This window comes from Streptomyces griseus, from assembly GCF_900460065.1.
Classification (GTDB): Bacteria; Actinomycetota; Actinomycetes; order Streptomycetales; family Streptomycetaceae; genus Streptomyces; species Streptomyces griseus.
On sequence record NZ_UAVD01000014.1, the window covers coordinates 16,171 to 28,730 of the forward strand.

Annotated in this window: 11 protein-coding genes and 1 pseudogene; 7 read left to right on the plus strand and 5 right to left on the minus strand. The window is 71.7% G+C overall.

Annotation, left to right across the window (positions count from 1 at the left end; all coding sequences use genetic code 11):
* Window positions 1-129: 129 nt before the first annotated feature.
* Together DTB53_RS07945 and DTB53_RS07950 are read right to left on the minus strand one after the other, a co-directional pair.
* Window positions 130-1,455, minus strand: a complete 1,326-nt coding sequence (locus DTB53_RS07945; protein ID WP_075025163.1) for an MFS transporter — start codon at window positions 1,453-1,455, stop codon at window positions 130-132.
* 285 nt (window positions 1,456-1,740) lie between these two features.
* Window positions 1,741-2,220, minus strand: coding sequence for a hypothetical protein (locus tag DTB53_RS07950; protein ID WP_141727297.1), 480 nt, complete (start codon window positions 2,218-2,220; stop codon window positions 1,741-1,743).
* 374 nt (window positions 2,221-2,594) lie between these two features.
* Here DTB53_RS07950 and DTB53_RS07955 point away from each other — a divergent pair, with 374 nt between their 5' ends.
* The 4 genes from DTB53_RS07955 (at window position 2,595) to DTB53_RS07975 (ending at window position 6,228) form a co-directional block, all read left to right on the plus strand.
* Window positions 2,595-3,767: a pyridoxal-dependent decarboxylase gene (locus DTB53_RS07955; protein WP_075025162.1), complete on the plus strand. Its 1,173-nt coding sequence runs from the start codon at window positions 2,595-2,597 to the stop codon at window positions 3,765-3,767.
* Between the two features lie 315 nt (window positions 3,768-4,082).
* Window positions 4,083-4,424 carry a hypothetical protein gene (locus DTB53_RS36675; RefSeq protein WP_143053733.1) on the plus strand — a complete coding sequence of 114 codons (342 nt, stop codon included), beginning with the start codon at window positions 4,083-4,085 and terminating at the stop codon, window positions 4,422-4,424.
* A 207-nt stretch (window positions 4,425-4,631) separates the two neighbouring features.
* Window positions 4,632-5,291 (plus strand): hypothetical protein, encoded by a 660-nt coding sequence (locus DTB53_RS07960; RefSeq protein WP_143053732.1) that lies wholly within the window; start codon window positions 4,632-4,634, stop codon window positions 5,289-5,291.
* A gap of 538 nt (window positions 5,292-5,829) precedes the next feature.
* A complete protein-coding gene (locus DTB53_RS07975) occupies window positions 5,830-6,228 on the plus strand; it encodes a hypothetical protein (protein WP_256090803.1) in 399 nt (132 codons plus the stop codon).
* Window positions 6,229-6,237: 9 nt separating this feature from the next.
* Here DTB53_RS07975 and DTB53_RS07980 read toward each other — a convergent pair.
* Both DTB53_RS07980 and DTB53_RS07985 read right to left on the minus strand, forming a co-directional pair.
* Window positions 6,238-6,465, minus strand: a pseudogene (locus DTB53_RS07980) (IS5-like element IS4811 family transposase); the annotation flags it as partial.
* A 140-nt stretch (window positions 6,466-6,605) separates the two neighbouring features.
* Window positions 6,606-8,699, minus strand: coding sequence for a HEAT repeat domain-containing protein (locus tag DTB53_RS07985; protein WP_256090804.1), 2,094 nt, complete (start codon window positions 8,697-8,699; stop codon window positions 6,606-6,608).
* 352 nt (window positions 8,700-9,051) lie between these two features.
* Between DTB53_RS07985 and DTB53_RS07990 the strand changes: the two genes are divergently transcribed.
* On the plus strand, window positions 9,052-10,107 hold the full coding sequence (locus DTB53_RS07990) for a hypothetical protein (protein WP_075025158.1): 1,056 nt from the start codon (window positions 9,052-9,054) through the stop codon (window positions 10,105-10,107).
* Between the two features lie 239 nt (window positions 10,108-10,346).
* Window positions 10,347-10,505: a hypothetical protein gene (locus DTB53_RS07995; protein ID WP_079139690.1), complete on the plus strand. Its 159-nt coding sequence runs from the start codon at window positions 10,347-10,349 to the stop codon at window positions 10,503-10,505.
* Window positions 10,506-10,653: 148 nt separating this feature from the next.
* On the opposite strand, the gene DTB53_RS08000 is transcribed toward DTB53_RS07995, so the two are convergent.
* On the minus strand, window positions 10,654-11,073 hold the full coding sequence (locus DTB53_RS08000; protein WP_256091198.1) for a hypothetical protein: 420 nt from the start codon (window positions 11,071-11,073) through the stop codon (window positions 10,654-10,656).
* 684 nt (window positions 11,074-11,757) lie between these two features.
* Here DTB53_RS08000 and DTB53_RS08010 point away from each other — a divergent pair.
* Window positions 11,758-12,560 (plus strand): aminoglycoside phosphotransferase family protein (locus DTB53_RS08010; RefSeq protein ID WP_112416006.1); only part of this gene is annotated, 803 nt, incomplete at its 3' end.

Genomic DNA, 12,560 nt, shown 5'->3' on the forward strand with positions numbered 1-12,560 from the left:
GGGACGAACACCCTGCGACCGCGTGGTCCCGGTCCGTCCGGCGGTCCGCCGGCCCTCACCCGCACGGGCCGGGCGCAGGCCGTTCCTCGCGCACCGGGATGCGGCCGGGACGGTCGCATCCCGGCGGACTCAGACTCCGGCCGGGGTCGGGGCGGGCACGGTGCGTGCCGTCAGAAGAAGCGCGCACAGCGCGGCGGCCGTCAGCGGGACCACGAAGTGCCCGCCGAGCGGACCCGCCAGGGCGGTGCCGCCTGCCAGGCCGAGGCGGATCGCGCTGGATATCCAGCCGACCGCCTCGGTCGAGGTTCCGGGGGGAGCGAGCGAGGTCACGGTCAGGGAGGCCACGGTCAGCAGGGCGACGAACAGACCGCCCGGCAGCATTGCCAGGCCGAGGACCGCCGGGACCGGGAGCGGTGCGAGAAGCGGGAGCCAGGCGGCGGCGAACGCGCCACCCAGTAGCACCAGATGCCGCGGCCCGGGAGCGGCCGCGGGCTGGAAGCGGGCGAACAGGGCACCGCCGAGCAGCCCTCCCACGGAGAACACCGCGGGCAGCGCGCCCGCGACCCAGGGCGCGTCCTGCCGTTCGGCGACGACGATCCCGGCGACGTCGAGAGCACCGACCGTGGCGCCGAGGAAAACCAGCGAGAACAGCAGGGGCCGCATGGAAGGCGGGCGCAGCACGCCGAACCGCTCCCGGTGGCACGGCACGGCGCGCCACCGGCGGGCGGGACGGGTCGTGGCGAAGGTGAGCGACCCGGCCAGGGTGACGGCGGCCGCCATGGCGAGCGCCGCGGCCGGGGAGAACCAGGTGGCCCATGCGATGGCCAGAGCAGGGCCCATCACGTAGACGATCTGCTGGGCGGAGGAGTCCAGGGTGTAGGCGGTGCGCACGTGCGCGTCATCGGGCAGTACGGCGTGCCACAGCGACCGCAGCCCGCCCTCCAGCGGTGGGCATCCGGCTCCGGCCAGGGCGACGCACACGGCGGCCAGCGGCAGGTTCGAGGTACCTGCCAGGGCCAGGGTGCCCAGCGCGGTCGCGACGATCACGGCGCCGAGGTGGCAGGGCAGGGGAAGGCCGCGCAGGTCGGCCAGCCGGCCCAGCAGCGGCAGGCCGAGCGCGGGCGCGATGCCGTAGAGCGCGGCCAGCACACTGGCGGTCGCCAGGGAGTGGCCGTCCGTCTGTGCCGCCAGGATCAGGGCAACGGGCACCATCCCCAGCGACAGGCGGCCCGCTACGGAGGAGACCAGCAGACGGGTGCAGTACCGGTGACGCAGCACGTCGCCGAAGGACGGCGGGAAGGCCCGTGCCGCCAAACCGTCGACCGCCGGACCGTTGACGCCCGGGCCAGCGAGGGCCGGACCGTCGACGCCCGGGCGGGGCGGGTGCGGGGGCTGTGGTGCGCGGGCCGGCACCTCGGGGGTGCGGGTAACGCCGCGGACCTGCGGGTGGGCCATCGCCTGCCTGCCTCGGGATCGTGGATGCGGAGGGGGAGGCCGCCGTCCGCACACCGGGACCCACGGGGAGGGCGGCGGCGTACGGACGGCGGCAGCGGCGAGAGGAAGGTCACTCCCGCCCGGCGAGAAGCCCAGCAGGAGGCCGGGCGGCCCTCAACGTCCCTTCCGGCGGGGCGGACAGCAGCCGTGCCCCCTCCCACCCCCTGGGGCGGCGACCGTGCACGCCGGTCCGTCACACGACGTCCTCACGCACGGACCGAAGGGCTTGCATGGGCTTCATGTTGGTCAGCCGCAGTGCTTCCCCGAGTAGCTGCTCCACGCCTCCGAGGGATCCCAGGAGGCGTTGTAGGCGAATCCCCCCTCGAAGCGGATGCAGGTGTTGCGGGCGGTGACGTAGACCGGCCCCGCGTACTTGGTGTAGTTCGACGTGAATCCGTCCGACTGCGCCCAGCCGGAGCCGCTCTTGCCGATCCTGACCTTGATCCCGCGCGGCAGGTGGACGCCGTCCGAGGGCCTGGCGATGGCGCAGTTCTTGCCGGTGGCACTGGAGTAGTAGACGTCGATGTACCCCTTGGTCTTCCCGGCGTCGTACGTCCAGTACAGGGCCTTGACCGGGTACGACTTCAGGAACGCGTAGCTGGATCCGCAGGCGTTGGTCCGCGGTGTGGCGGCAGCCGGGGCGGCGGTCGCGGTGAGGGCCGCTGATGCGGCCACCGCCAGCACGGCGGGGAACACAGCAGCTCGGGTCAGGGCACGGCGGATCATCAAAGGACCTCTCAAGTACGGCGGCACGGTCGGCAGGGACCGATGCTGCGCACAGCACAACGCCCGCGCAGCGGATCACCCGCGGGCCTCCCGCGACCTGCACCCGCAACCTGTCCCGCCAGTCCGCCTGGCGGGATCAACGCGAACATCCAGCCCCGCCACGTCCCCGCCCCCTGCCCCTTCCTGCCGCGTCTTCGCTCCACGCCGACCTTCCCGCGCCACCCCGACGCCGCCCCCGGAAACCGCGTGACGGGAGACGGCGCCCGATGGTGCGGCCGCTTGTCCCGTCCTGCGACGTCCGCGAAGCCTGCACCGCCCACGGCAACGGGCCGTCGGCGTAGATGGGGGCCCTGCCCAGCGACTACGGAGCTGCCGTGAGCCCCCGCACCACCACGCCCCCGCCCGCCGAAGACCTGGTCATCGGCGCCCAGCCCTCCCGGCCGACAGCCGACACACGCGCACTGCACCAGCTGCAGCGCGCCCTGGACCACGCTGAACGGCCGTTCCTCGGATTCCCCGACCACCTGCTCCAGGTCATGGCCGAACTCGCCCCGCTGCTCGGCCTGCTGGACGACCAGCACGGTGGCCCCTATGAGACCGGCCGGTTCGAAGAAGGCACACACCCCTACAAAAGGGCCCTGCTCGACTACTTCGCCGTGATCGCCGGGAGCTCCCCGAACGAGACGCACGGCCATGTCGCGTCCTGCCCCCGCGCGGCGCTCCACAGCGCCCTGGCCCTGGCACGCAGGAGGCTGCCACAACCGTCGGTATACGTCAGCGCCGAAGCCCACCACGACGTCGCGAAGACCTGCGAGCGGCTGGGGATGAACGCGGTCCGCATCCAGGCCCTGCCCGACGGCACGATGGACCCGGACGACCTGCGTCTGCAGACCCGCCTGCGGTACGGGGCGGGGGCGCTGGTGGTGGCCACCTGCGGAACACCCATGCGAGGCGCCACCGACAACATCGCCGACCTGCGAACCGCAGCGGTCTCATCCGGACCGGTCCACGTCCATGTCGACGCGAGCGCCGGCGCACTGGCCGCCGCCCACAGCAGCCAGGCCCCGCCGTGGTCGCTCGCACACGGCGCGGACTCCCTCACACTGTCCGGCCACCCCCTGCTGAGCCTGCCCGTCCCGGCAGGCATCCTCCTGGTACGCCGCGAACAGGCGCCGGCCGACGGCAGCCAGAGCACGCTGCCCCTCCGAGTCCCGCTGACCGGCACACACAGCGGACTGGGGGCCCTGCTGCTCTGGACACGGCTGCGCTCACTGGGACGGACCGGTGTTGCCGCCATGGTCGCCCGGGGCCAGGACGTCGCCGCCCACGCCCTCGAGCGGCTCGACAGCGCCGGAGCCTCCCCGCAGCACCTCCCCGGCTCCCTGACCGTCACCTTTGAACGGCCACCGGCCTGGGTGATCGACAAATGGCGTCTGCGCAGCGAGGCCGGCCTGGCACGGATCACCACCACCGGACCCATGACGCATGCTGCCGTCGACCAGCTCGCCGCAGACCTGCGTTCCGCACGCGGCAGAGCCGCAGCATAGATCCCGGCACACCCCCGGGACACGCTGCACAGAACAGCCGACCGCCCTCAAACGCCGAACCGGCAGCGCGGAATGCGGACACCACGGCACCACAACCTCGCGCTCTTTGGACCGCAATCGACGCCCCCACAGTCGCCACTCCACCACCGCCGCCACATCACCACCCGGACCGCCCGGCGGGAAGCTGCCGGAGCAAACCCCGACGCAGCCTCCCGCCAGGCGGAATCCCCTGTGCCGCGTGCCCCGGACACCGGTCCGCCGTGGCGACACTGACTGCGCCAGGTCCGGGAGAACGAGGAGAGCGGGGGCGCCGCTGTGGACAGCTTCGCGGCCGAGGACATAGCGGCCATGCGCGAGGAAGGCGATCTGGCGGCCTTCATGCGCCTGCGGCTACGACCGGCCCCAGACACGGTCAAGGTCATAGCGCTGTGGCAGCGCCTCTCCGATCCCGGCGACCACGTGATCGGTGCTTGGCCCTCCACCGCACCCCTGCCCGCCCAACAACAGCGGGCACCAGGAGACGCAGCCCGCTGTCACTGCTCCCGCTGCCGGGCCCTGGGCGCCCCCTGCGAAGCCGACCCCTGCCGCTGCCCCCTGTGCGGCGCCCACCGCAACGGCGCCGCCCCATCCCGCGCCCCGCAGACGGCCCAGAGCTGAACGGGCACGATCCGCACGCCGCAGACCCCGACCCCGGCCTCCTCGCAGCGCCCGTATGCCCCCGCCGGTCCGGCACGAAGCCCCCGCAGCCCCCGGCTGTCCCCGCACGCGGAACGCACTTCCGGAAGTCCGACCGTCCTGCCCGCCCCGCGGGAGGCCGGCCGCTTCCCAGGCCGATGAGCCGCAGCCGGTGGCAGCGTTGACCGTATGCCGGAAACAGACGCCACAGGGCAGACGGAGACGAAGGGCGAGGACGACGCCCCGGAGCCTGGCCCGCCCACCCCTCGCCTGTACTCGGTGACCACGCACTACACCGACCAGTTCCTCGGCGGACAACAGGGCCCCGACCTGCTGTGCGACGACGCGGTCACCGCGCTGCACTTCGCTCTGACCACCAGCAGCTCCAGGCCCCTGGCCGTCACCTGCAGCACCACGGCAGATGGACGCACCTGGACACCCCTGCCGCTGCACCTGCTGCACGCGGACGCACGCAGCACCCTCCAGCAGAACGCGACACCCGCCATGTACCCGGGCCCGGCCAGCAACTCCCGCCCGCACCACGGGCGTCCGCGCAACACCGGCCCCCGCTACGGCCAGAAGCACGCCACCGACCACGACCTGGCCGTCGCCGAGAAACAACTGCGAGACGTGCACCGGCGCTACGCCGACACCCAGACCGAATTCGCCCTGTCCGTGACCCTCGGGCGCATATTCGACCAGATACGCACCCCCCACCCCCCGACACACACCACCACCGCACCACGCCCCTCCCGGCGCACCGGCCCCGCCGTACCGACAGGCCATGACCAGGCCACCGCTGCCGCCCTCCTCCCCGGCCCCACCGCTCACGGCCCGACGACGGCCTGACCGAGCACCCGGCCAAAACCCTGGAACCCCGTCCGAGCGGGCCCGGTCCGGCGCACGCGGACAGGCCCGCTGCGCCGCGACGTCGAGGCGGCCGAGCCCGCCATGCGATCTTCGACGCCGACCTGGACGAGGTCCGCCCCGGCACTCGACGGCCGTCCCCGGGCCGCGCGGCCCTCGGCCTCGCCGCAGCGGCCACTGCCGGACTGCGGGCGCTGCGCCTCCAGGCGGCGGATCCGCGCCGATGGCACGCTCCGCCTGCCGACCCGGGCGAAGGCCTCCTTTCACCGCCCCCGCAGCACACGCGCCGGCAGCGCCGGCGGAGCGACCCCGTGCAGGGCGGCGAGCAGATCCGACCACTGTCCCGGACGCGGAAACGCGGGCATGTCCCCGGCCGGTGTCCCGGGCACGATCTGTCCACCGCCTTTCCGTGGCTCGCTGTGAACGTGATCCCGACGAGCGGACCGGACCGGAGCGGTCCCTGAGACCGCGTTTGAGATCTTCCTGGAACGTCGGTGGGGAGGTGTTCTAGCCTCTGGTGGTGAGCGATGCACGAGTCCCCTTCGTCGGTGACTTCAGAGAGCTTGAGCAGGGCAGCCCAGATGGGCCGTCGCTGCGGTCCGCCGTCAAGGCCGAGGCGTCCGATAGCGCTCGTGAGCTGGTCAAGTACTTGCGGAGCGGTGCCCTGTTGGCTGCGACAACCACGCTCGTGCGTGACGTTCTCGCACCCGACAACCCTGTGATCGGCGGGCTGCACCTGCTGACGGACGGGCATTGGCTTTGGTACTCGGACCTGGCGCACTACGTCGAGCACTACCACGCGGCGCTCGACCCGCAGTTCATCGCGCATGCGCAGGCCAACGGCTGGACCGTTCCGCAGCTCGATGACGCGGAACTGCTCGCGCTGGACGCGGTCCTTTTCGGTGACGATACGAACTGAGCCGATCACCTACCAGCCAGTGGCGTGTCCCGCTGCCGAGACCCGGGTGAGCGGCCGGGGACCTGGCCGTGTAGCGGGACCAGTGCGTGTGAGCCGCCGCACCATGATGCCGATCATTGCCCAACGGATCATGGTTTCCGAGCGAGCCGGGCTGGCTTCGTAATCGCGCGCAAGACGACGGTGGGCGGTGAGCCACGAGAAGGTGCGCTCCACCGCCCACCTCTTCGACGGCAACGCAGCCGGACGACCTCGGCCCCACGAGGAACCTCGTGGGGCCGCCGGCGTCTTGGCATGTCACCGAGGCTCGGACGCGGGCAGGAGGCTCCGTCGACAGACGGAGGGGCCCTGCTGGAGGCCCTCCTGCGCAGGGGCGTTGTTCAGGCGCCGACTGTGATGGCACGGCAGGCGGCCTGCAGTTCCTCGTCGTTGGAGATGCTGCGGAAGCGGCCGCTGCGGCGCAGAAGCGTGAGCTCCTTCCGAACCTGGGGGAGGGCCGGCCGGGCGGCTGGTCCCATGCGGTTCAGGCAGGCCAGGACGCGGTTGGACGTTGCGTCGTTCTCCGCCCACGCTGTCAGGAGCGTCTCCACGACGGCGGGCGCCTCGGCTTCGCCGCCGATGTCCCACAGGGCTGTCGCGGCGTAGACCCGGGTCCACTCGTAGCCCGCTGCCATCATCTTCCGCAGATGCGGCAGGGCGGGTGCGGCAGCCTGCCCGATCCGTCCCAGGACGGCGGCTGCTTCGTCGTTCTCGTGGGTGTCAAGAAGCTCAACCAGCCTCGGCACGACGCCGGCCGCATCGCCCTCAAGTTCCCACAGTGCCGCGGTCGCGGCCGCCCGGACGGTGACGTCCTGCGCGTCGGCCAGCGGGCGGACCACATCCAGGGCGAAAGCGGCCCCAGGGCCGAAGGAGGCCAGGGCCTTCAGGGCGGAGGCGGCCGTATGCCACTGCTCCTCACGCACGGCCGTGACTACGGCCGTGGTCAGCGCCGGTGCAGCCGCCGGGTCACCCAGCTCCCGCAGGGCGGACACAAGAGCATTGGCACTCATCGACTGCGACTGATCCGAGAAGTCCACCTCCGCCAGGAGCTTCGACAGCCTCGGCGTGAGATCACCGGCCGCCCCGCCCAGATGCCCGGCCACCTGCACAGCACGCCAGGCGTCGGTGCCCTCGTCCAGCGCCTCCAGCACACAGGGCAGCGCCCGCAGATCCCCCAGGCATGCCAGCGTCCTGACGGCTTCCTGGTGAGCGCGGCGGACCAGCCGCTCCCGGGCCGCCCACACGCCCGGCCCGTGTTCCGCACGGGCCGCCTCGACATAGGCGGCGAGGGCCTCCCGCGCCGGCTCGCTCACCGGCACGAGAGCCCCGAGAGTCTCCGCCGCCGCAGCCGAGGTGTAGGCGTCCTCGGGCAGGAGACAGCCCGCGATCAGCACCACCAGACCGGAGTGATCCCCACGCCACCGGCCGACCAACTCCTTCGCCATACGGATCGCGTCGTAACGCACCCCGGGGTCCGCGCTGGACAACTGCTCGGCGAGCAACGCGGTGCGCTCCAGCACACGATCGCCCAGCACCGTGTGAAACGCCTCCAACAGGGAGGTCGTCGGCGCGTGAACCCGGCCGTGCCCATCCAGATCCTCGAACGCCGCAACGATCTGCGGCGGCACACCCGAGGAAGGCGCTGTGCCCGCGGCAACATCCGCCTCGGCCCGGCAGGGCTTGTCGTCGTCCCCGCCGGTCTCCTCCGGTGCGATCTCCCGGATCAGACCGACCGCCGCCGGCACAACAGCCTCGCCGAGCTCCCCGGGCGTGCACCGGGCCCGGTGCACGAGGGCAGCGAGCCGCACCTCGGGTGCTTGTGCGGTGTCGCCGGCCAGAGCCTCCAGCCAACCGGCCGCCGCACCGTGCACGGCCGCATCCCGCAGTGCCACCGTGGCCACCGTCCTCACGACGAGCAGCCGCTCCACCACGCCGCCTCCGGGAAGCAGACCGCGCAAGACGTCCACCGCCCAGGCGGTGTCGTGGAGGAAGAGTCCCAGGCCCTCGATCGCGGGCCGCCGCACCTCCTGATCGGGGTCCGCCACCCAGCGCACGAACACCTCGGCGCGCCCGCCTATCGCTGCCAACGCGTCCACGTGAGCTCTGGACTCGGTGCCGTCCGGCATGAAGTACACCGCCTCGGGATCCATGTCCAGGCACTCCCGGCCGATACTCAGCAGCAGCCCGATGACCGAACCCCGGTCAGGCGTAGCGGGGCTGTCGGCCATCTCGAACAGGAACGGCAGGCTGGCCGCCGTGCACGGATAGACACCCCCCTGATGGTGCGCCGCGTTGCAGAAGTCGCTGAACGCCTCTTCCCGTACACCGGGGTCCGCCGAAGCCATTCCCTTCAGCCAGCCCGGAACATCGCTCGCCGGCCCATAGGCGTGGCCCATGGACCCCCAGTCCACGCCGTCGATTTCATGGATCATCATGCGGGGCACTATGCCGAAGGGCACTGACACCACCCCGACGTCGCACGCCGTCCCGCGCTCGGGTCGCCCCGGAATTGGAAGCCAGGCTGCCCGGCAGCCCGTGCCGACATGGAGCGCGTGGGTCAGAGGCCGGTCCGGTCGCCGCCCGGCCGCGCACCACCGTCGCCACCCGCATCCGCACCCGCGCCTGTACCGACGGCGCGGTGTGCGAGGACGGCGCCCGCCGGACGGGACGCCGGCGCGCTTCGCCCCGTCGCGGTGCGGGAAATCAGTCAGCCCCCGGGCCGCAGCAGTGCCCTGAACACGGATAATCCACCGGACGAGCAAAGGAACAGCAGAGAAAGGACTCCCGGTGGACACTCCGGGCCACGGCCGGCTGCTGGTCGTCGACTTCGACTTCTTCTTCCACAACCCCCTGGAAGGGGCCGAGGCCGCACACCGCGGCGACCCCCTGCTCTACGACTGGGGCCACGCCGAGACGCCCTTCCTGCAGGAAGACATCTGGACCTTCCGGGCCGAGGACTTCATCCGGGCGGGAACCAGTCTGCCGCGCTGCGAGGGCCTGGACGGCTTCTGGGACCGGTTCACCTTCACCCACCCCCGGCCGCCCCTCCTCTACGCCGACTCCAACGCCCACGCGGGCACTCTCACCCCCGTCCACTACGCCCTGCCCGGCGAAGCGCCCACGCCCTGGCAGGAGGTACACCTTTTCGACGCACACCACGACAGCGGCTACCCCCACCGCAACGGCCCGGCCACCTTCGAGGAATGGGCCCAGGAAGGCGAGTACTCCTGCGAGGACTGGATGCTCGTGCACCACGCCCGAGGCACCCGCCTCACCCTCACCTACCCGACGTGGCGACCTCAGGGCGACAGGCACCCGCCGATGGCCCCGCTCACCGTCAACGTCGATGACCACACGGCGATCCCCGGTACGTTCGACGCCGTGTTCCTGTGCCGGTCCGGCGCCTGGGTGCCGTCCTGGTGCGACGACCAGTTCACCGAACTCCTGCAAGCCTTCCCCGGCCGGGCCCACCCCTTGCCCGGAGCCCGCTGGAGCCACCCGCGCCCGGACCCACTGCCGCTGGCCCGCCGTCACGCGGCCATCTTCGCCGAGCTCACCGCCGGACTCCACACGGCAACGCAGCCCGCAGTCCCGCCACCCGGACCCGCCCGGGAAAGCACCCACGAGGAACCGCGCTCCGCACGCCAGGACTCCGGCACCCTGCAGACCGCGCTGGAGAAGATCGCAGAAATCCAGGCGGCATCCCTCCAGCGACAGGAACAGACCGACGCCGTCCTCGCCACGCCCGAGCCGGCGCCCCTCACGAACCCCGCCACACCCCGGACGAACGACGCATCACCCCACCCCCAGCCTCCAGCGGGCGAGCCCCGACCCCGTCTGTAGGCCGGATCGGCCCATACGCGCCAGGATCCTCCCCAGCATCGCCCTTGACCCCACCCCCGCCACCCTCGCGGCCCGCGCCGCCGCCGACCGACCGTGCCCACCGGGCATCCCCCCGGGCCACCGGCGCCGAGCCGTGCGCGAACCGTCCGCGCACACCGCTTCCACTCGCCAGGTTCGAACTCCGCACCAGCCCGAACCGAGTTGGGCTCCCGAACCGTGGCCGCATCGAGGAGACCCCTGTGACCGCACCCGTCCGCACCTGGCCCCAGTTCCTCGCGACGCTCCTGCGCGGCGACGACCTGACCGCGGACGACATCCGGTGGGCGATGAGCGAGGTCATGGACGACGCCCACGAGCCGGTCGCCTTCGCCGGGTTCCTGATCGCGCTGCGCGCCTAGGGCGAAACCGCAGGCGAGATCAGCGGGCTCCTGGGCGTGCTCATGGACCGCGCCCGCCCCGCTGCCCGGCCTGGCCAATGGTTCGGGTCGTCAGAGGCCGGTCGACCCTGGAGGTCCACTCATTCTCTGGGGTGGCCGCTGAAAGAGCTCAATGCTGGAGAGCACAGTCATCCGCTGCGAGGTGCAGGTGACGAAGGGTTTCCAGTTCGGTGGTGGGGAAGGGGTGCAGGACCCACTTCCGGAGATAGCCATCTTCGCCGTGGGTTCGTCGTACCTTCTCGGCAGCCATCAAGACCGCATGTGCCAGGGAGGTACGAGGGCGTGTGGACGTCCACTCGAGGGTGCCCTTCCCGTCCGGCACATCGAAGCTCGTCATCATGTCCGGAAAACGACGGATCGTGATGTGCACGTTGTCGCCTCGGCGACGAAGAATCCACCGTGCCTCTGCCGGTTCGAGGTCGAACGAGAACCGCTGGACGTCATAGAGGCCGTAGAGGCCCGTCACGCCTTTCAACAAGTCAGCGAGCGCGTTTGTGCAGTAGCTGACCACGTCCAGGTGCTTCGTCACGCCGTCCCAGATCCTGCACGTCGCCCAGCCAGAGCTTCCCAGTTCCCAGCTGAAGTGCAAGGACCTCGTCACTGACCCCCCCCGACCGTTTGCGGCCAACGATACAGCGGTGTTGAAGACGGGTCCCGCGCCGGCACCGGCCACGACGTCACCTCGACGAGCAGCACTCTCACGGCCCGCACGCACCCCAGCCCGGCATCAGTTGCCGCATCAACGCGCACGCGACCGACTTCGGCGACCGCATTACCGCAGTCGTCACGACCGGGAGTGCATTCCGTGCGACGCAGCAATCCTCACCCCGGGCCTGCCCGTCAGCTACCGCCTCTTGTCCCGCCGCTCGGGCCGAGGTCCTCGACGCCGGCAGGGCGGCCGCTGTCGGGCGGCGCCGTGCCGACAGGGGGTTCTTGGCGTCCTGGCCGCGATGCGCAGGAACCGCCAGGCCCTCTCCGACGCGGAGTTCACTCGGCGGGCCGGCGTCAATCCGCAGTACCTTCAGCGCCACCGCGACCTCGGCTTGTTGTTTATCGCCCTCGCGATTGTCCTCAGTCGAAGCTGAGTGGTTTTCAGGGGCCGCTCCGGTCCGGTCCGCTCGTCGGGATCGCGTTCACAGCGAACCACGGAAAGGCGGTGGACAACGATCGCACGATCGGCACACTGACCTGAGTGAAACGACTGCTGGTGGATGTGGAGAGCGTCACGGCACGGTTGGTACGTCGATTCGGCCCCCGGGTGTCCGGGTGGTGTGCAGACGCGCCGGATCTCATTGCGCGGCTGGCGTCCCAGTGGGGGCTCTCGCTCGGTGAGTCCCTCCCGGACGGCGCTTCGTCGATCGCGTTGCGGTGCCGCCTGCCCGACGGCACGCCGGCGGTGTTGAAGGTCAGTCCGGACCGAGCTCTCATGGCTGAACAGGTTCACATGCTGGGGTGGTTCGCCTCCTCTGGCCGGGTGCCCTCGGTGCTGGCCGTCGACGGGGAAGCGGGCGCGATGATGCTGGAGGAGATCGTGCCCGGGACACCGGCCGGGGACATGCCCGCGCCTCCGCTTCCGGGACAGTGGTCGGATCTGCTCGCCGCCCTGCACGGGGTCGCTCCGCCGGCGCTGCCGGCGCGTGTGCTGCGGGGGCGGTGCGAGGAGGCCTTCGCCCGGGTCGGCAGGCGGCTGGCAGAGCCTGCGATCAGCGCACGCATGGATGTCACCACGTGGGACAGGGCCATCCGGCGGTGCGATCGGCTGCTGGACACGGAAGCGACCACCGTGCTGCTCCACGGTGACCTGCACCTGGGCAATGTGCTCGACGGCGGCGCGGAGCGCGGCCCTATGGCCATCGACCCGAAAGCCTGTGTCGGCGATCCGTGCTTCGACGCCGTGGACTACGTAGTAGCCGGCGCCGGGCTGGAGGGCATCGAGACCCGCTGCGAGCACGTGGCGGCGGCATGCGGATTCGACGGGGACCGGCTCCACGCATGGAGCCAGGTGATCGCACCGTT